General features: G+C 65.0%; 18 protein-coding genes. 4 read left to right on the forward strand and 14 right to left on the reverse strand.

The genetic code is table 11. The annotated features are described in order from the left end of the window. Positions 1–38 precede the first annotated feature (38 nt). The 5 genes from IV088_RS00780 to tolB form a co-directional block, all read right to left on the reverse strand. Positions 39–845, reverse strand: coding sequence for a tRNA threonylcarbamoyladenosine dehydratase (locus tag IV088_RS00780; RefSeq protein WP_291096648.1), 807 nt, complete (start codon positions 843–845; stop codon positions 39–41). Next, positions 842–1,954 (reverse strand): YeeE/YedE family protein, encoded by a 1,113-nt coding sequence (locus IV088_RS00785; RefSeq protein WP_291096650.1) that lies wholly within the window; start codon positions 1,952–1,954, stop codon positions 842–844. Before IV088_RS00785 ends, IV088_RS00780 begins: the two co-directional genes overlap by 4 nt. A gap of 69 nt (positions 1,955–2,023) precedes the next feature. Further along, the gene (ybgF, locus tag IV088_RS00790) at positions 2,024–2,797 is read right to left on the reverse strand and encodes a tol-pal system protein YbgF (protein ID WP_291096652.1); all 774 of its coding nucleotides are present in this window, start codon (positions 2,795–2,797) and stop codon (positions 2,024–2,026) included. A gap of 25 nt (positions 2,798–2,822) precedes the next feature. Then, positions 2,823–3,398, reverse strand: a complete 576-nt coding sequence (gene pal / locus IV088_RS00795) for a peptidoglycan-associated lipoprotein Pal (protein ID WP_291096654.1) — start codon at positions 3,396–3,398, stop codon at positions 2,823–2,825. 68 nt (positions 3,399–3,466) lie between these two features. Continuing rightward, positions 3,467–4,777: a Tol-Pal system beta propeller repeat protein TolB gene (gene tolB, locus IV088_RS00800; protein WP_291096656.1), complete on the reverse strand. Its 1,311-nt coding sequence runs from the start codon at positions 4,775–4,777 to the stop codon at positions 3,467–3,469. Positions 4,778–5,009: 232 nt separating this feature from the next. On the opposite strand from tolB, the gene msbA reads away from it, so the two are divergent. Continuing rightward, complete coding sequence (gene msbA / locus IV088_RS00805) at positions 5,010–6,770, forward strand: lipid A export permease/ATP-binding protein MsbA (protein WP_291097064.1); 1,761 nt, start codon at positions 5,010–5,012, stop codon at positions 6,768–6,770. A 44-nt stretch (positions 6,771–6,814) separates the two neighbouring features. On the opposite strand, the gene IV088_RS00810 is transcribed toward msbA, so the two are convergent. The 9 genes from IV088_RS00810 to IV088_RS00850 form a co-directional block, all read right to left on the reverse strand. Next, on the reverse strand, positions 6,815–7,453 hold the full coding sequence (locus IV088_RS00810) for an outer membrane beta-barrel protein (protein WP_291096658.1): 639 nt from the start codon (positions 7,451–7,453) through the stop codon (positions 6,815–6,817). 49 nt (positions 7,454–7,502) lie between these two features. Further along, entirely contained in the window at positions 7,503–9,053 is a 1,551-nt protein-coding gene (gene rng / locus IV088_RS00815) for a ribonuclease G (protein ID WP_291096660.1), read from the reverse strand. Between the two features lie 39 nt (positions 9,054–9,092). Continuing rightward, complete coding sequence (locus tag IV088_RS00820) at positions 9,093–9,710, reverse strand: nucleoside triphosphate pyrophosphatase (RefSeq protein WP_291096662.1); 618 nt, start codon at positions 9,708–9,710, stop codon at positions 9,093–9,095. 100 nt (positions 9,711–9,810) lie between these two features. Continuing rightward, positions 9,811–10,278, reverse strand: coding sequence for a 23S rRNA (pseudouridine(1915)-N(3))-methyltransferase RlmH (rlmH, locus tag IV088_RS00825; RefSeq protein WP_291096664.1), 468 nt, complete (start codon positions 10,276–10,278; stop codon positions 9,811–9,813). Next, positions 10,275–11,063, reverse strand: coding sequence for a ribosome silencing factor (gene rsfS, locus IV088_RS00830; protein ID WP_291096666.1), 789 nt, complete (start codon positions 11,061–11,063; stop codon positions 10,275–10,277). The genes rlmH and rsfS overlap by 4 nt, the downstream gene beginning before the upstream one ends. Next, positions 11,060–11,734: a nicotinate (nicotinamide) nucleotide adenylyltransferase gene (gene nadD / locus IV088_RS00835; RefSeq protein ID WP_291096668.1), complete on the reverse strand. Its 675-nt coding sequence runs from the start codon at positions 11,732–11,734 to the stop codon at positions 11,060–11,062. Before nadD ends, rsfS begins: the two co-directional genes overlap by 4 nt. After that, positions 11,731–12,645, reverse strand: coding sequence for an oxygen-dependent coproporphyrinogen oxidase (hemF, locus tag IV088_RS00840; protein ID WP_291096670.1), 915 nt, complete (start codon positions 12,643–12,645; stop codon positions 11,731–11,733). The genes nadD and hemF overlap by 4 nt, the downstream gene beginning before the upstream one ends. 14 nt (positions 12,646–12,659) lie before the next feature. Then, a complete protein-coding gene (purD, locus tag IV088_RS00845; protein ID WP_291096672.1) occupies positions 12,660–13,934 on the reverse strand; it encodes a phosphoribosylamine--glycine ligase in 1,275 nt (424 codons plus the stop codon). Then, positions 13,931–14,656 (reverse strand): YebC/PmpR family DNA-binding transcriptional regulator, encoded by a 726-nt coding sequence (locus IV088_RS00850; protein WP_236965484.1) that lies wholly within the window; start codon positions 14,654–14,656, stop codon positions 13,931–13,933. The genes purD and IV088_RS00850 overlap by 4 nt, the downstream gene beginning before the upstream one ends. Positions 14,657–14,745: 89 nt before the next feature. On the opposite strand from IV088_RS00850, the gene IV088_RS00855 reads away from it, so the two are divergent. Genes IV088_RS00855 through IV088_RS00865 form a run of 3 tightly spaced genes read left to right on the forward strand, consistent with a single transcriptional unit; the run spans position 14,746 to position 17,588 of the window. After that, entirely contained in the window at positions 14,746–16,287 is a 1,542-nt protein-coding gene (locus IV088_RS00855) for a helicase HerA-like C-terminal domain-containing protein (protein ID WP_291096676.1), read from the forward strand. Next, positions 16,284–16,787: a DUF1499 domain-containing protein gene (locus IV088_RS00860; protein WP_291096678.1), complete on the forward strand. Its 504-nt coding sequence runs from the start codon at positions 16,284–16,286 to the stop codon at positions 16,785–16,787. The genes IV088_RS00855 and IV088_RS00860 overlap by 4 nt, the downstream gene beginning before the upstream one ends. 27 nt (positions 16,788–16,814) lie before the next feature. Next, complete coding sequence (locus IV088_RS00865) at positions 16,815–17,588, forward strand: SGNH/GDSL hydrolase family protein (protein WP_291096680.1); 774 nt, start codon at positions 16,815–16,817, stop codon at positions 17,586–17,588. Positions 17,589–17,647: the final 59 nt, after the last annotated feature.

Raw genomic sequence — 17,647 nt, forward strand, 5'->3', positions numbered from 1 at the left:
TCTCGCAGTGTCAGGCTTGCATCCTGCGAAGCCTCGAATTATAGCGTCCTTTTTGCGTGATTTGAAGTGGAGGCAAAAGCTTTTCCAGAATTTGCCAGAGCGTTCATCAGCCACCCTGCTGCACACAGTCCAAAGGTGGCAGTGACACTCACGATGGAGCCGTATCCATGGCAATTCAGTGATCCGTCACCCGCTTCAATTTCGCAGGATGCATCGGGTGGCGCCACCGGTTCGCGGCTGAACACGCATGCGGTGTGCATGGGCCCGGTTCTGGCGGCGCCGTGGTCCTTGCGCAAACGGTAGCGGAGCTGGGCCAACAGAGGGTCGTGAGTGACCTCGGCCAGATCTGCCACCTGCACGGCCTGCGCAAGGCGTTTACCACCCGCTGCACCAACCGTCACAAACGGGACCTTCTCACGCAGTGCCCAGGCGGCCAGTGCAGTCTTTGCTCGCACCTGGTCGCAGGCGTCGATCAGACCCGAGGGCATGCCATCGTTGAGGGGCAACAACGCTGGCCAGTTGTCTGCGGTGACAAAATCGTCGACCACATTCACTTGGCAATCCGGGTGAAACAGCGCGATGCGCTCGCGCATGGCCTCGGCCTTGGATTGACCCAGCGTGGGCTCCAGTGCGTGTATCTGGCGGTTGATGTTGGATTCGGACACATGGTCCATGTCGATCAGCGTGAGTTGCCGCACGCCGCTGCGCGCCAGCGCTTCGACGGCCCAGGACCCGACACCACCGATTCCGACCACCACCACATGGGCATCAAAGATCGCCTGTGCACCGGACACACCGTAGAGGCGCCGCAACCCACCAAAGCGGCGCTCGAATTCAACGCTCATTCGCGCTCCAGCAACCAGATCTGGAAACGGAATCCCAGCCAGGCGCCAGTCATGATGCCCGCCACGGCAATCGCACTGGTGAGGCTGAGTGTTGAAAGACCCGACAAGCCTTGTCCGATCGTGCAACCGAGGGCCGTGACACCGCCCGCGCCCATGCACGCGGCGCCCACGAGATGCAGCGCCGTGTCCTGCGTGTTGCGAAAGCCCTCCCATCGAAAACTGCGGGACATGAGTGCTTCGATGAACGCGCCCACCACCACACCGGCGACCGACGCCACGCCCAGCGTGAGCACCTTGGAGGTGTCACTGAAATGAATGAGCCAGTCGAGCGTGTAGGCCATGGGCGCCGTAAAAGTCAGAGACTCCATGCGCCCGCTGTTGGTGGCGAGGTACACCGAGTCAAGCGTCTCGGGGTGCTCGGCCACAAAACCCAGGTGCCCGCTGATCCACCACATCAACGCAATCACCGACCCCAGCCCGAGACCGGCCAACAGGTTGTTGGCACTCCTGAAATCGGCGCTGGCCAGCGCCCAGATCACCAACGCACCGCCGATCAACAGCGCCGCCAACAGACCTGTTGTGGCCGGCGCCATGCCCGTGGCCTGCGTGAGCCACATGGGCAGCGTCCCACCCGAAGCGATGTCGAAAGCCACCAGGTCAACCGTATTGACCCGCAGCACAGCGAGAACACCGCGCAACGTGGCAAAGGCCACGAAACCCATGACGAAAAACACGACCAGCGATTTCAGGCTGCCCGTGCCGATGCGCACCAGTGTCTTGCTGCCGCAACCGGAGGCCAGCACCATGCCGAATCCAAACAGCAACCCGCCCACAGTGGCCGAGAGCCAGACGATGCGGCCAGAGGCGTAAATGGTCTTCCCGGTGTCGATCCACCCCAGCCAGCCCATCCCGTAGAACCCGATCGACGCGACGCCGACCGCCATGCCCCACATGCGCATGCGGGTCCAAGAACCCATGTTGACGATGTCGCTGACCGCGCCCATCGTGCAGAACTGGGTGCGTTGCGCGATGAAGCCAAAAAGCAGTGAGGCCGCGAAAGCGGCCCACAGCACAAGCGTTTGCAATTGTTGAAAGTCAGCGATGTCCATGCCGGCATTGTAGAAGCCGCCTCTCTCCGCTGAACCAGGCTGGCTTGAGGGTCCAGCTCTCAGCGGCTTTCAGCGCAGACGCGCGAGCCGCTCTCGGCCAGCAGCGGCGGCCTCCGACTGCGGGTAACCCTTCACCAACGCTTCAAGGGTTCGCTGAGCGGCCTTGCCGTCCTTCAGCTCCACCTGGCTGTTGGCCATGGCCAGCATGGCCTCGGGAGCACGCAAATGCGTCGGAAACTGGGTCACCAGGCGGCGGTGACTGTCGATCGACTCCTTGTAGGCTCGGGTGGCGTACTGGGCGTTGCCCAACCAGTACAGCGCGGATGCCGTGTAACCGCTGCTGGGATACCGACGAAGCAAGCCCGCGTAAGCCGCAGACGCAGCGCCGAACTCGGACTTGCGCAGCAACTCCATGGCCGCATCGTAGTCGCGCTTCTCTTCGGGTGCGGCAACAAACTCTGCACCGTCGAGCGATACCCGTACGGGTTCGACCTGCTTCAGCCGTGCATCCACGCCAGCCTGCACGTCTTTTTGCAGGCGCTGCAACTCCGATACATCACGGGCCAGTTGCTCATTCTGACCACGCAGCCGGGCGATTTCAGCACGCAACTGCTCGTTCTGATTGGACAACTCCAGCAGGCTGCGCTGACTCGTGGCGCTGTTTTCACGCAATTCGTTGATGAGGCGACTCAAGGCGGCGTCGTTCGATTGCCGGTAGGCATCGAATTTTTGGCGCACGTCCAGAATGGCCTTGCGCGCCTCGTCGTCGTCAAACAGGGCATGGGCCTGCAGGGGCCACAAGCAGGCGCCCACCAGCGCCAAGGTGCCCCACAACGGTGTCAAGGAAGCGGGTGAGCGCAAGGTCATGTCAGCGGTAGGTGACTTCAACGCGACGGTTCTTGCCATAGGACGTTTCGTCCATGCCAATGGCGGCCGGCCGTTCCTCGCCGAAGCTCACCGGCTCCATCTGGGATTCGGACACGCCCAGCAAAGCCAGAGCGCGGCGCACCGCCTCGGCACGCTTCTGTCCCAGTGCGATGTTGTATTCGCGGCTGCCGCGCTCGTCGGTGTGACCCTCAAGCCCGACCCTGCGGTTCGGATTGGCCTTGAGGAAACGGGCATTGGCTTCCAACACAGCGGTGGAATCCGCGCGAACAGCAAAACTGTCGTAGTCGAAATACACCACACGCGACAACGCGGCGGGCTGTGGAACGTCAATGCCGGGCACTTGGACCTCGGCCACATTGCGTGGATCAACACCCGTGGTGCCGTCGCCCGCCTGCCCTGTGCTGGTGTTTCGGTCTTCCACAGGTGCGTCTTCGAGCTTCACGCTGGAGCCGCAGGCAGCGAGGGCGGACACAAGCAACAGGCTGGCGAAACGGGTTGCCCAGGTGCGGCTGATGAGCGCTTGCTCTTGTGGCATTGAAGTCGTATTTTTGAACATGTAACGGTCCCTTTCTGGATCGGTGTGAAAGCAAAAGTTGAAAGTGCGAGGTTTTGAAAAAACGGGCATCAGCGCACAAAAGGCCCCCAGTCGGGCTCGCGGATGTCGCCTTGAGGGGTGGCCAGGCGCGTCTTGACACGTCCGTCCACGGTGGACGTCATCAGGGCCTCCCGACCACCGGCGCGCGTGGCGTAAAGAATCAGGCGGCTGTTGGGTGCAAAACTCGGGTTTTCGTCGGAGCCGGTGTCACTGACCACCGTCACCTTGCCACTGGCGAGCTCCATCACGTGCACGCGATCACCGCCAGCGACCCTGGAAACGAAAGCCAGCCAACGGCCGTCAGGGCTGGGGGCCGGGGAGGTGCTCTCGCTGCCCACAAAGGTCAGTCGCTGGGGGTTATCACCCTGCGCACCCATGCGGTAGATCTGCGGGGAGCCGCCACGATCGCTCACGAAGTAGATGGAACGACCGTCTGGGCTGTACACCGGTTCGGTGTCGATGCTGGCGGACTGGGTGAGGCGCCTTGGCGCACCGCCGTTGGTGTCCAGGACATGAATCTGGGTATTGCCCGTGACCGCCAGGGCGGCGACCAGCTGGCGGCCATCGGGCGACCATGATGGCGCGCTGTTGGAGCCTCGAAAGTTGGCCAACAACCGCCTCCTGCCGGAGGCCACATCGTGCGAATAGATGACCGCCTTGCGCGCTTCAAACGACACATAGGCCAACTGGGCGCCGTTGGGCGACCAGTTGGGCGATGACAGCGGCATCGAGGAGGAGAATGCCGATTGCGCCCCCTCGCCATCGGAATCGGCGACATTCAAGGTGTGGCGCTGGCCAACCTTGGTGACGTAGGCGATGCGCGTGGCAAACACGCCTTTTTCGCCCGTGAGCTTTTCATACACGTAGTCAGCGACCTTGTGTGCCGCAAAACGCAGCTCGCGGGCCGAAGCGGGAAAACTCAGTCCGCCCATGTCCTGGGACCGCACCGCGTCCCACAGCCGGAAACGCACATCAAAGCGCCCATCGGCCAGGCGCGTCACGCTGCCCGTCAACAAGGCATCGGTGCCTTTCTCGCGCCACGGTGCCAGATCGGGTCGGGTGTTTTCGTCGATCTGGACGGGCAAGGGTTCCACGAACCGGAACTGTCCACTGCGCTCCAGGTCGGCACGGACGATGGTCGCGATGTCCTGATCCACCTGGCTGTTGCCCCGGAAGGCGGCCGTCGAAATCGGAATCTGGGTCATGCCGGCGCCGGATACTTCAACCCTGAACTGGGCCAGCGCGTCTTTCAGGGGCAGCGCCATCAGCGGGAGTGCGGCGGCATGGGTCAACAGATGCCGCCGGGACGGCAGCCATTCGGGTCGATTCAAATCCTGCATGCGTTGTTTGTGAGTGGTGATGCCTGTGCCAGCGCTGAGCCAGCGCCGCTTCAAGAGGGCCAACGGATAATACCGGATGAGCATGCCCCAGCCGTGACAAGATGTGCCATATCCTTGTCGCCCGGCGCCGTGCTCTTCGGACCGCTTCCTTCAGACGACCCCAGGCCCCGCTGCTTTGACCTCCACCCAAGCCCCAACACCTGATCCAGAGTCCAGCATCCGGCAGCGCTTGTTGCGTTTCTGGCCGTATTTCCGTTCGGCCAAAACGGGCATCGTGATGGCGGCCATGTGCACCCTGGTGGGGGCGTTGACCGAACCCATGATCCCGGCGCTGCTCAAGACGCTGCTGGACCGCGGATTCGCCCAGGGCAATGTCGCGCTCTGGATGGTCCCTGCGGCCCTGCTGGGCCTGTTCGGCGTGCGTGGTCTGGCGGGGTTTCTGGCGCAGTACGCCCTCTCGTACACCGCGAACCTGGGTTTGCTCAACCTGCGGCGCGCCATGTTCGCCAAGCTCAACGACGCACAGATGACGCTGTTTGCCCGGCAAAGCGCGAGCAAGCTGTCCAACACGTTGGTGTACGAGGTGCAAACCGGATCGACCATGCTGGTCAACGCCTTGCTCACGCTGACCAAAGACAGCCTGACGTTGCTGGCCCTGCTCGGGTACCTGATGTTCCTGAACTGGAAGCTCACCTTGATCGTGCTGCTGCTGTTCCCCGGCCTGATCGTGGTGATGCGGGTGCTTTCGCGCAGGCTCTACCGGCTCACCCGCTCCAGCCAGCAGGCCACCGACGAACTGGCCTACGTGGTGGAGGAAAACGCGCTGGCCCACCGCATGGTGCGCCTGCATGGGGCCCAGCAGCGCCAGTCGGAACGGTTTGAGGTGCTCAGCGTGGGCCTGCGGCGCCTGGCACTCAAGTCCACCATCGCACAGGCGGCCATGACGCCGCTGACGCAGATGCTGGCCGCCGTGGCGCTGTCTGCCGTCATCGCCGTCGCTTTGTGGCAAAGCAGCAGCAGTGGTGTCACGGTGGGCAACTTCGTTGCGTTCGTGACCGCAATGCTGATGCTGGTCGCACCGATCCGCCATCTCGCCGAAATCGCCGGCCCGATCACGCGAGGTCTGGCGGCACTGGAACGTGGTCTTGAATTGATCGAAGAGACACCCGAACAATCCAGCGGCGCACACCAGGTCGATAGGGTGCGAGGCGCCATCGAACTGAACGACGTGTGGGTCCGCTACCCCTCACGCGACGACGCCCCCGAATCCGGGGATGACGACCTCAACCGGACCGCACTGCGGGGCATCTCCTTGAGCGTGCGTCCAGGTGAAGTGCTCGCACTGGTGGGGCCGTCGGGGTCGGGCAAGACGACGCTGGCGAACCTCCTGCCCCGTTTTGTCGAGGTGTTGCGCGGCGAGGTGTTGCTGGATGGGGTCGCCCTGCCCTCGTGGGATCTGAAGTGCCTTCGACGGCAGTTCGCCATGGTCAGCCAGGACGTGATCATGCTCAACGACAGCCTGGCGGCCAACGTGGCCCTGGGTGCGGCCGACGGTGCGCTGGACGAACACCGCGTGCACGCAGCACTGTCGTCAGCCAACCTGGGAGACCTCATCGCGCGCCTGCCCAGGGGCATCCACAGCAACGTGGGGCACAACGCGGCCGAACTCTCAGGCGGCCAACGCCAGCGCTTGGCCATCGCCAGGGCCATCTACAAGGACGCGCCCATCTTGATCCTGGACGAAGCGACCTCGGCACTGGACAACGAGTCCGAACGGCTTGTCCAGGAGGCCCTGGCCCGGCTCATGAAGGGGCGGACCACGCTGGTGATCGCCCACCGGCTCTCCACGATCGAACATGCGGACCGTGTCGTGGTGCTGGCCAATGGACAGATCTCGGAACAGGGATCACACAGCGAGCTGCTCAAGGCCAACGGCCTGTATGCGCGCCTGCATGCGCAAGGTTTCAAGAGCGACGTGGCCACGCCCACCTGAACAGCCCATCCGGCTCAACACCACAGACGCCGCGAGCGTTCGGTTCAGTAGCTGTACTGCAGGCCCAGCCCGAAAAAGTCGAGGTTGCCCCACCCGGTGTCTTGGTCGTTGCGCCGCTGGAAGACGTGATCGGCGTCGGCCCGCAGGGCCAGGCGGTCCGTCAGCCGGTAGGTCAGGCCAAAACCGAGCAATGAGCGGGACTGGCGGTTGCTGTAGGCCTGGCCTTCGGCCGCGGCGCCCCACTGGGCGCGGCCACTGTGAATCACGCGCGCCAGGCCGGCCTTGCCAAACAGGCGCAGCCGGTCCGTGACATCGCCGCCCAGCGTCAGGCGAGCGCCAAAGGTTCGCACAGCCTGCGCCTGAAGCTGCCCATTGGCCGCCACATACCCATGTCGCTTGCCGCCCTGAACAAACCCTTCCGCGCCCAGCAACTCGTTGAACTGCATGCCAGCCCCCAGCTGCAGCGCCGTCTGGCTGTCGCTCGCTCCCACGCTCTGCCCCAGTTCACCGGCGATGTGGATCACGCTGTCATGCGCGCTGCCGAGCGACCCGAAAAGATACGGCGTCATGCGGGCAGCCGTTGAGGCCACGGGCGATGCACTCAAAGGCTGCGAGTGGGCCGGCAGCGCCAGCATGGCGCAGCCGATCAGCGGCAGCAGGAAACCGGTGTTGACCATGGACATTCGCATCCCCAAAAACCAAACTGGTGCAGCAAAGGCTGCCTACCCCAGTTCACAGCAGCACGATGTCGTACTGCTCCTGGGTCATTGAACCCTCGGACTGGAGCGAAATCGGCTTGCCAATGAAGTCGGACAGACCGGCGAGGTGCTGGCTCTCTTCGTCCAGGAACAACTCCACCACCTGTGCAGAGGCCACGACACGAAACTCCCGCGGATTGAAAGCGCGCGCCTCGCGCAGGATCTCGCGCAGGATGTCGTAGCAGACACTGCGCGCCGTCTTCACCACTCCCTTGCCGCTGCAGGCCGGACAGACCTCGCTGAGCATGTGGGCCAGCGATTCGCGGGTGCGCTTGCGCGTCATCTCCAGCAGGCCGAGCTGAGAGAAACCACCGGTCATGGTTTTCACCCGGTCACGGGCCAGCTGTTTGCGGAACTCGGTGAGCACAGCGTCACGGTGGTCTTCCCGGACCATGTCGATGAAATCCACGATGACGATGCCGCCCAGGTTGCGCAAGCGCAGCTGACGCGCAATCGCCTGGGCCGCTTCAAGGTTGGTGCGGAACACCGTGTCGTCGAAATTGCGGGCGCCGACAAAACCGCCGGTGTTCACATCGACCGTGGTCAGTGCTTCGGTCTGGTCGATCACCAGGTACCCGCCCGACTTCAAATCCACCCGACGGCTGAGCGCGCGGACGATGTCCTCGTCGATGTTGAACAGGTCGAAGATGGGCCGCTCGCCGGTGTAGTGCTGCAGCTTCTTGCCGGTGTCCGGCATGAACTCGGCGGCGAAGGTTTGCAGCAGGCCAAACTGCTCTTTCGAGTCGATGCGGATGGACTGCGTCTGGGCGCTCACCAGGTCGCGCAACACACGTTGCATCAGGTTCAGGTCTTCGTGCAGCAACGAGCCGGGTGGTTGGCGCGAGCCCGCCTCCTTGATGCGCTGCCAGGTCTTGCGCAGGTACGCGATGTCTTCCGACAGCTCTTCGTCGCTCGCGTCCTCGGCGTTGGTGCGCAGGATGAATCCCCCGGTGGCACTGCCGTCCTTGGGCGCGGCCAGCCCCATCACCCGCTGTCGCAAGGCCTCGCGCTGGGCGGGAGGGATCTTCTGTGACACGCCGATGTGGTTGTCTTGCGGCAGGAACACGAGCAAGCGGCCAGCAATGCTGATCTGCGCCGTCAGGCGCGCGCCCTTGGTGCCGATCGGGTCCTTGAGCACCTGCACCATCAGCGCCTGCCCTTCGAAGATCTGCCGTTCGATGGGCTGGACCGGGTCGGGTGCCAGCACACGGTTGTTGTGCCCATTGGCAACCTCCCCCGCCCTGTCGGCGGGCGGCGCGGGGGCCTTGTCGCGCGGGGTCGCGTGTTTGGCCGCGATGTTGGGCATGAGGTCGGCCACGTGCAGAAAAGCCGCCCGATCCAGCCCGATGTCAATGAACGCCGATTGCATGCCGGGCAGCACGCGGGACACCTTGCCCAGGTAGATGTTGCCCACCAGACCACGCTCGAGCGTGCGTTCGAGGTGCACTTCCTGGACAGCGCCCTGCTCCACCACCGCCACTCGGGTTTCCTGGGGCGCCCAATTGATCAAGATGTCCTGGCTCATGGCGTCTTGGCGTTCCTGTTCATGGTTGTTTCCACGGCGTCACAGCAGCCTCACGCCGGCAGCGCCCAGCACCTGCGCCGTCTCGTGCGCGGGCAGGCCCATGATGCCCGAATAGCTGCCGCTGATGTGCTCGGTCCACAGCGCGGCCTGCCCCTGGATGGCATAGGCCCCGGCTTTGCCCATGGGCTCGCCGCTGTGCACATAACGACGGATCTGCGCGGGGGTGAGCGGCGCGAACGCCACCCAGGAGGTGGACAGTGCGGCCCACTGCCGGTCTTTGCGAGCGCCTGGCAGGCCCACGGCCACGGCGGTCAACACGCGGTGGCGGCGCCCCGCCAGATCGGCCAGCATGGCGCAGGCATCGGCCGCATCGGCCGGCTTGCCCAGGATGCGCCGCCCCAGCGCCACCGTGGTGTCCGCACACAGCACGGGGGCCGCTGGCAGGCCCCGGCGCTTGAGCCGCGCCAGCGAAGCCTGCAGTTTGAGACCGGTCACGCGTTGCACGTAGGCCGCCGGCGCCTCGCCGGGCAGCACCGCTTCCAGCGACTCGGCATCTTCGTCGGCGTCGGGCAGCAGCAACTCGCAGCGCACGCCCCACTGTTCCAGCAACTGCTTGCGGCGTGGACTCTGGGAGGCGAGGTAGATGAAATCGGTCATGTCATGAATGAAGGTGCGTTGTGCCGCCGGACCAATCCACGCAAAAACAGCCCGCCCCCTTGGGGCAACGACCTGCACAGCGGAGGCGAGAGAGGGCCATTCACTCGCGGTGGTAAGGGTGGTTCGCGTTGATCGACCAGGCGCGGTAGAGCTGCTCGATCAGCAGCACCCGCACCATCGCGTGGGGCAGCGTCAGGTCGGAAAGCCGGATGCGCTGGTGAGCCGCTGCGCGGAACGCCGGCTCCAGACCGTCTGGCCCGCCGATCACCAGCGCCACGTCGTCTCCACCCAGTTGCCACTGCTGCAGTTGCTGGGCCAGGGCCTTGGTCGTGAGCGTGGTGCCGCGCTCGTCGAGCACCACCGTGCGACAGCCTTTGGGCAAGGCCGCCACGATGCGCTCGCGCTCGGCGGCCATGACCGTTTCCACGGTCTTGGAGCCGCGCGGCTCGGTCTTGACGGTCTTGATCTCTACCCGCAACTCGGGCGGAAAGCGCTTGGCGTAATCGTCGTAGGCGGTCTGGGCCCAGTCGGGCATGCGCTGCCCGACCGCGACGATCACCAGCTTCATGCCCTTTTCTTGGGAGCCGACTTGGCCGCAACCTTGGCTGCGGGTGCGGCGCGCTTGGCCGCGGGTTTGGCCGCTGATTTTGCGGCCGGGCGGGTGGCCGACTTGGGCTTGACCACCACCGTTTTCAAGGGCGTCTTCGTGGGCGCGGCCTTGGCCGCGGGCTTGCGCGTTGCGGTGGGCGCGGCGGTTTTTGCACTGGCTTTTGCAGTGCTCTTGGCCACGGCCTTCACACCGGTTTTGGTGCCCGGCTTGGCCGCGGTTTTTGCCGGTGCGGCGGACGCAGCGGCAGAGACCGCCTTGGCGGCCTTGCGGGCCACCGACTTCGCATCCACCGGCTTCACGTCCTTGACCACGCCCTTCTTGGTCGTCTTGGTCGCGGCCTTCTTCGCCACAGGCTTGACCTCCGCGACCTTTTCGTCGCCATGCTTCAGGCGCACGGGCTTGGCGCCCCAGATCTCTTCGAGACGGTAGTACTGGCGGATCACGGGCTGCATCACGTGCGCCACGGCAGCGCCGCAGTCCACGATGATCCATTCGCCGTTGTCTTCGCCTTCGATGCGGGGCTTGTCAAAACCGGCCTCGCGCACGGCGTCGCGCACGCTGGCGGCGAGCGCCTTGGTCTGGCGGTTGGAGGTGCCGCTGGCGATGATCACGCGCTCAAACAGGGGCGACATCGACTCGGTGTTGAAGACCACGATGTCTTGTCCCTTGACGTCTTCCAGTCCATCCACGATGGCCCGCTGGAGTTTCTGAATGTCTTTTTTGGCGGTGGTTTCGCTGGTCATGGAGGCTTTTGATAGAGGGAATGTTGTGAAATATAGCTTGCGACGGCTTCGGGCACCAGAACCGCCAGCTCGCTGCTGCCGCTGACGGGCTGGCCCACATGGGCGCGCACGGCAGTGGCGCTGATGTTTTTGAGTGGCATGGCCAGCCGCCGGAACGGCAAGTCAACGCCCGACAGGTCCATCTCTTCGCCGTCGTCGTGCACGGCGTCGGCGCCGATCTGGGTGGCGCGGTTGGCCACGGCGAGTGTGGCCTGGGCCAGCACTTCGGGCCAGCGCACCCAGCTCTTGAAGGCAAGCAGCTGGTCGGCCCCCAAGACCAGAAACAGCTCGGCGCCCGGGTACTCGGCCCCCAGCTCCTGCAGGGTGTCGGCGGTGTAGCTCGGGCCCTGGCGGCGCACTTCCCTGCTGTCGATCCGGGTGTTCGGCAGGTCGCCAAAGGCCAGCTGGCACATGGACAACCGGTGTTCGGCCGTCGTGAGCACACGCGATTTGTGCCAGGCCTGCCCGGTGGGCAGGATGTGCAGCACGTCCAGCCCCAACTGGGTGAGCGCGGCTTCGGCCAGCGTGCGGTGCGCCCGGTGGGGCGGGTCGAAAGCGCCACCGAACATGCCCACCCGCAGCGGTCTGCTGGCCTTGTCAACACCCTGCGGCGCCTCGGGGTGCGGTGTCAAATCCAGTCCTTGCGCACCAGGAAGTCGCTGATCAGGCGCGCTTCCGGCGAGCCATTGGCGCTCTGGCGCTGGTAGGACCAGCTCACCAGCGGTGGCATGGACAGCAAGATGGATTCACTGCGTCCGCCCGACTGCAGGCCGAAGTGTGTGCCCCGGTCCCAGACGAGGTTGAACTCCACATAGCGGCCGCGGCGGTAGAGCTGAAAGTCGCGCTCTCGCTCCCCGTGGGCAGTGGGCTGGCGCCGGTCCACGATGGGCAGGTACGCGTCCAGGAACGCATCACCGACCGAGCGCAACATGGCAAAACTGCCGCCGAAACCGAACTCGGCAAAGTCGTCGAAGAACACACCGCCGACGCCGCGCTGCTCGTCGCGGTGCTTCAAATAGAAATACTCGTCGCACCACCGCTTGAAGCGCGGGTATTTGTCCATGCCGAACGGATCGAGCGCCGTCTTGCAGGTGCTGTGGAAATGCACCGCGTCTTCTTCAAAACCGTAGTAGGGCGTGAGGTCCATGCCACCGCCGAACCAGCACACCGGCTCGCCACCCTTGGGCGTGGCGGCGATCATGCGCACGTTCATGTGCACCGTGGGCACATAGGGGTTGCGCGGGTGAAACACCAGCGAAACGCCCATGGCCTCGAACGGCGCGCCCGAGAGTTCGGGGCGGTGCTGCGTGGCTGAGGGCGGCAGGCGCGGGCCGGACACGTGCGAGAACCCACAGCCGGCGCGCTCGAACACCGCACCACCCTCCAGGATCTGCGTGATGCCCTGGCCCTGCAGGCTTTCGCCGGCGGGCTTCTGCCAGTGGTCCACCACAAACTGGCCGCCATCGACCAAGGCCACGGTGGAGGTGATGCGGTCTTGCAGGCCGGTCAGGTAGTCGCGCACGCGCTGGGTCTGTTGACTCATGGTGTCGAGGCTGCTCAGAGGGCCCGGAAGCCGATGTCGCGGCGGCACTGCATGCCGTCGAACCGGATGCCGTTCACCACACCGTAAGCGCGTTGCTGCGCCGCGGCCACGGTGTCGGCCAACGCGGTGACGCACAGCACCCGGCCGCCCGAGACCACCACCTGGCCGTTGGCATCGGCCGTGCCGGCGTGGAACACCATGGCATCGGCCGCGTCGGCCGGCAGACCCGTGATGGCATCGCCCTTGCGGGGGTTCAGCGGGTAGCGGGCGGCGGCCAGCACGACGCCGAGCGCCACGCGGGGGTCCCAGTCCAGCGTCACCTGGTCCAGTTCGGCGCGGGTGGCCGACAGCAGCACCTGCGCCAGGTTGCTCTTGAGTCGCATCATGATCGGCTGCGTTTCCGGGTCGCCCATGCGGCAGTTGAACTCCAGCGTTTTCACGCGGCCATCGGGCGTGATCATCAGGCCGGCGTAGAGGAAGCCGGTGTAGGGAATGCCATCGGCCGCCATGCCGCGCAGCGTGGGCAGGATCACCTCGTTCATGGCGCGCTGGTGCACCGCGGGCGTGACCACCGGCGCGGGCGAGTAGGCGCCCATGCCACCGGTGTTGGGGCCCTGGTCGGCGTCGAGCAGCCGCTTGTGGTCCTGGCTGGTGGCCAGCGCGAGCGCGTTCACGCCGTCGCACAACACGATGAAACTGGCTTCTTCGCCTTCAAGAAACTCCTCGATCACCACGCGCGCGCCGCCTTCGTTGTGCGCCACGCCCAGGGTGTTGTCCAGCAGCATGAAGTCGATCGCTTCGTGCGCCTCGGCCGGCGACATCGCCACGACCACGCCCTTGCCCGCCGCCAAACCGTCCGCCTTGATCACGATGGGGGCACCTTTGGCGTCCACATAGGCGTGCGCCTGCACCGGGTCGGTGAAGGTCTGGTACTCGGCCGTGGGGATGCCGTGGCGCTGCATGAAGGCCTTGCTGAACGCCTTCGAGCTTTCCAGCTGAGCGGCCTTCTGCGTGGGGCCGAAGATGGGCAGACCGTGGGCCCGGAATTCGTCCACCACGCCGGCCGCCAGCGGGGCTTCCGGGCCGACCACCGTGAGCGCCACGCCCTGGGCCTGCGCCCATTCACGCAGCGCCACCTTGTCGGTGATGGGCAGGTTGATCAGTTGCACATCACGCGCGGTCCCGGCGTTGCCGGGCGCCACGAAGACCTGGCTCACGCCTTCGGACTGCTTCAGTTTCCACGCCAGTGCGTGCTCGCGGCCACCGCCGCCAATGACCAGGACTTTCATTCGGAGATTTCTGCGTTGTGGAACACGTCTTGCACGTCATCCAGATCTTCCAGCACGTCCAGCAGCTTCTGCATGCGGGCGGCGTCTTCGCCACCGAGCTCGATGGTGTTCTCCGGTCGCATGGTGACTTCGGCCACTTCCGGCTTCAGGCCCGCCGCCTCCAGCGCGTTTTTCACCGCCTCGAAGTCCGTGTAAGCGGTCAGCACCTCGATGGCACCATCGTCGTCGGTGATCACGTCCTCGGCGCCGGCTTCCAGTGCCACTTCCATCACCTGGTCTTCCGAGGTGCCGGGGGCAAAGATGATCTGGCCGCAATGCTTGAACTGGAAGGCCACCGAACCGTCGGTGCCCAGGTTGCCGCCGTACTTGCTGAAGGCGTGACGCACCTCGGCCACGGTGCGCACCTTGTTGTCGGTCATGGTGTCCACGATGATCGCGGCGCCACCGATGCCATAACCTTCGTAGCGGATCTCTTCCAGCGCCTGCCCTTCGAGTGCGCCTGAAGCCTTGTCCACGTTGTATTTGATGCGGTCGGCCGGCATGTTGGCGGCCTTGGCCTTGTCGATCGCCAGACGCAGGCGCGGGTTCATCGCCGGATCACCGCCGCCGGTGCGCGCGGCCACCGTGATCTCACGGATGACGCGTGTCCAGATCTTGCCCCGCTTTTCGTCTTGACGGCCCTTGCGGTGTTGAATGTTGGCCCATTTGCTGTGTCCAGCCACGAGTGAGTCCTTTTTTTTGACCAGAATTTGGTCTAATGACCGGCGATTTTACGATTCCCCACCCACCGCACCCGACGAGGATGACCACCATGGCCGAACCGATGCTGATTGCCCAGAACCAGAACATTCAGTGCCACCTGCTGCCCGGCCTCGCGAACCGCCACGGCCTGATCACCGGCGCGACCGGCACCGGCAAGACGGTGACGCTGCAAACCCTGGCCGAGCAGTTCTCCAACATCGGCGTGCCGGTGTTCATGGCCGACGTCAAGGGCGATCTCTCGGGCATCAGCCAGAAGGGCAGCTTCGGCGAGAAGATCAGCAAGGTCTTGCAGGAGCGCGGTATCACCCTTCCTGCCTCGCAGGCCTGCCCTGCCATGCTGTGGGACGTGTTCGGCGAACTCGGCCACCCGGTGCGCGCCACCGTCAGCGACATGGGCCCGCTGCTGCTGGCGCGCATGCTCAACCTCAACGACACGCAGTCGGGCGTGCTCAACCTGGTGTTCAAAATCGCCGACGACAACGGCCTGCTGCTGCTCGACATGAAGGACCTGCGGGCCATGCTGCAGCACATCGGCGACAACGCCAAGCAGTTCACCACCGAGTACGGCAACATCAGCGCGGCCAGCATCGGCGCCATCCAGCGCGGGATGATGCAAATCGAACAGCAAGGCGGCGACAAATTCTTTGGCGAGCCCATGCTCGACATCAACGACTTCATGCAGACCGAGCGCGGCAAGGGTGTGATCAACATCCTCGCGGCCGACAAGCTGTTGAATGCCCCTCGCCTGTACGCGACCTTCCTGCTGTGGATGCTGTCGGAGCTGTTTGAAAGCCTGCCTGAAATCGGCGACCCCGACAAACCCAAACTCGTGTTTTTCTTCGACGAGGCCCACCTGCTGTTCGACGAAGCGCCCAAGGTGCTGGTCGAGCGCATCGAGCTGGTCGTGCGCTTGGTTCGTTCCAAGGGCGTGGGCGTGTATTTCGTGACCCAGAACCCGCTGGACATTCCCGACAGTGTGCTCGGCCAGCTGGGCAACCGGGTGCAGCACGCCCTGCGCGCGTTCACCCCGCGCGACCAGAAGGCCGTGAGGTCCACCGCGCAAACCATGCGCCCCAAGGCCGGGCTGGACATCGAAGCTGCCATCACCGAACTGGCCGTTGGCGAAGCCTTGGTAAGCCTGTTGGACACCAAGGGCCGCCCAAGCGAAACCGAGCGTGTGTTTGTGCTGCCGCCGGGCAGCCAGCTGGGCCCGATCACCCCCGAGCAGCGCCAGGCCCTGCTCCAGAACTCGCTGGTGGCCGGTGTGTACGAAAAGGTGGTGGACCGGGAAAGTGCCTACGAAATGTTTCGCAAGCACGCAGGCGCCACTGAAGAAGCGCCGGCCGAAGCCGACGATGCCCCCAGGGCGCCGCGCATTCCAGGTGCCGCGAAAAAGGAGGCAGAGGCACCAGGCGGCGGTATCGGTGGCATGCTCAACGAAGCCTTGTTCGGCCGCACGGGTCCCCGCGGTGGCCAGTACGACGGCCTGGTGCAGACCATGGCCAAAACCGCCGCGCGCAGCGTGGCCAGCGGCATCGGTCGCCAGATCGTGCGCGGCGTGCTGGGCAGCTTGCTGGGTGGCAAGCGTTGAAGGTCGTCAAAGTGCTGGTCTACGCGCTGCTGGCCTTGGTCGTGGCCTTGCTGGCAGCGGCCCAGATGGGGATGCTGACGGGTCGGCAACCCGCCGACCTGGGCGTGAAGCAAGGGCGCCTGAAAGCACCATCGAACACCCCCAACAGCGTGTCGAGTCAGGCCGATCTGTACCCGGATCACCCGCAACGGGCCGAAGCGATGATCGAGGCGCTGCCGCTCAAACACGGCGATGCATCGGCCTCTGTCCAGGCACTGGTCACCGCGCTGTCTTCGCTGCAAGGTGTGTCGATCATTGAACAGCGGCACGACTATGTGCATGCCGAGGCCCAGACGCCCTGGCTGAAGTTTGTCGATGACATGGAGTTCTGGGTGAACCCGGAGCGCCAGGTCATTGAAGTCCGCAGCGCCAGCCGGATGGGGCGCAAGGACTTTGGGGTCAACCGCCTGCGCATCGAGGCCCTGCGAAGAACCTACCTGGCGGACTCAGCCGCCTCCTGAACCGATTTGCCACCGCAAGGACTTCACATGCCCGCGCTCCGCCCTCTCCTTCCCCGCGGCCTTCTGGCCCTGTCCGCCTTGTTGTCGGCCTGCGGTGGCGGCAGCAGCAGCGACGACGCCGGCAGCGGGACGACCGCCCAGAAGGTGGCCAGTTGCGGCACCGACGGCGGCACCCTGCGCATCATGCCGCTGGGCGACTCGATCACCGAAGCCGAAGCCGGCCACAACAGCTACCGCCGCGTGCTCTGGCAGCGCCTGAACGGCGCAGGCTGTGTGGTCGATCTCGTGGGCAGCAAATCGGGCGTCTCCCGTGGGTCCCGGGACAGCGGCCCCACGGCGCCCCCGAACGCCGACTTCGACCAGGACCACGAGGGGTACTGGGACTACTCAGTGAATCAACTCCTGCCCCGGATTTCCGGTCTTGTGGGCCAGTCCAACCCCGATGTGGTCCTGATCCATCTGGGCACCAACGATGTGCTGGCCGGTCAAGGCGCCAGTGGCATTGCCCAGGAGCTGGGCGGTGTGATCGACGCGATCCGCGCCAGCAAGGCCGACACGCACATCCTGCTCGCGAAGATCATCCCCGCCAGCCCCGACCCGTCCGGCACGGCGGCGCTGAACCGGCTGGTGGATGGTGTGGCAACGACGCGCTCCAGTGCCACCTCGCCCATCGCGGTGGTCAACCAGGCCGCTGGGTACTCGCTCGGCGACAACTACGACGGTGTGCATCCCAACCCGACGGGTGAATCGAAGCTCGGCAACAAGTGGGCGGACGCGGTGCTGGCCTGGCGCACGCGCTGACCCGGTCAGCGAGCAAGCCATGAAAAAAGCCCGGCATGCCGGGCTTTTTTGTTGGTGGG

Source organism: Hydrogenophaga sp. (assembly GCF_018780075.1).
In the GTDB taxonomy this organism is placed as follows: Bacteria; Pseudomonadota; Gammaproteobacteria; order Burkholderiales; family Burkholderiaceae_C; genus Hydrogenophaga.

Bases quoted from the DNA above. Each gene is read 5' to 3' on its own strand.
- IV088_RS00780 (WP_291096648.1), bottom strand. From the start codon at position 845: ATGAGCGTTGAATTCGAGCGCCGCTTTGGTGGGTTGCGGCGCCTCTAC.
- IV088_RS00785 (WP_291096650.1), bottom strand. From the start codon at position 1,954: ATGGACATCGCTGACTTTCAACAATTGCAAACGCTTGTGCTGTGGGCC.
- pal (WP_291096654.1), bottom strand. From the start codon at position 3,398: ATGTTCAAAAATACGACTTCAATGCCACAAGAGCAAGCGCTCATCAGC.
- tolB (WP_291096656.1), bottom strand. From the start codon at position 4,777: ATGCAGGATTTGAATCGACCCGAATGGCTGCCGTCCCGGCGGCATCTG.
- IV088_RS00810 (WP_291096658.1), bottom strand. From the start codon at position 7,453: ATGTCCATGGTCAACACCGGTTTCCTGCTGCCGCTGATCGGCTGCGCC.
- rng (WP_291096660.1), bottom strand. From the start codon at position 9,053: ATGAGCCAGGACATCTTGATCAATTGGGCGCCCCAGGAAACCCGAGTG.
- IV088_RS00820 (WP_291096662.1), bottom strand. From the start codon at position 9,710: ATGACCGATTTCATCTACCTCGCCTCCCAGAGTCCACGCCGCAAGCAG.
- rlmH (WP_291096664.1), bottom strand. From the start codon at position 10,278: ATGAAGCTGGTGATCGTCGCGGTCGGGCAGCGCATGCCCGACTGGGCC.
- rsfS (WP_291096666.1), bottom strand. From the start codon at position 11,063: ATGACCAGCGAAACCACCGCCAAAAAAGACATTCAGAAACTCCAGCGG.
- hemF (WP_291096670.1), bottom strand. From the start codon at position 12,645: ATGAGTCAACAGACCCAGCGCGTGCGCGACTACCTGACCGGCCTGCAA.
- purD (WP_291096672.1), bottom strand. From the start codon at position 13,934: ATGAAAGTCCTGGTCATTGGCGGCGGTGGCCGCGAGCACGCACTGGCG.
- IV088_RS00855 (WP_291096676.1), top strand. From the start codon at position 14,746: ATGGCCGAACCGATGCTGATTGCCCAGAACCAGAACATTCAGTGCCAC.
- IV088_RS00865 (WP_291096680.1), top strand. From the start codon at position 16,815: ATGCCCGCGCTCCGCCCTCTCCTTCCCCGCGGCCTTCTGGCCCTGTCC.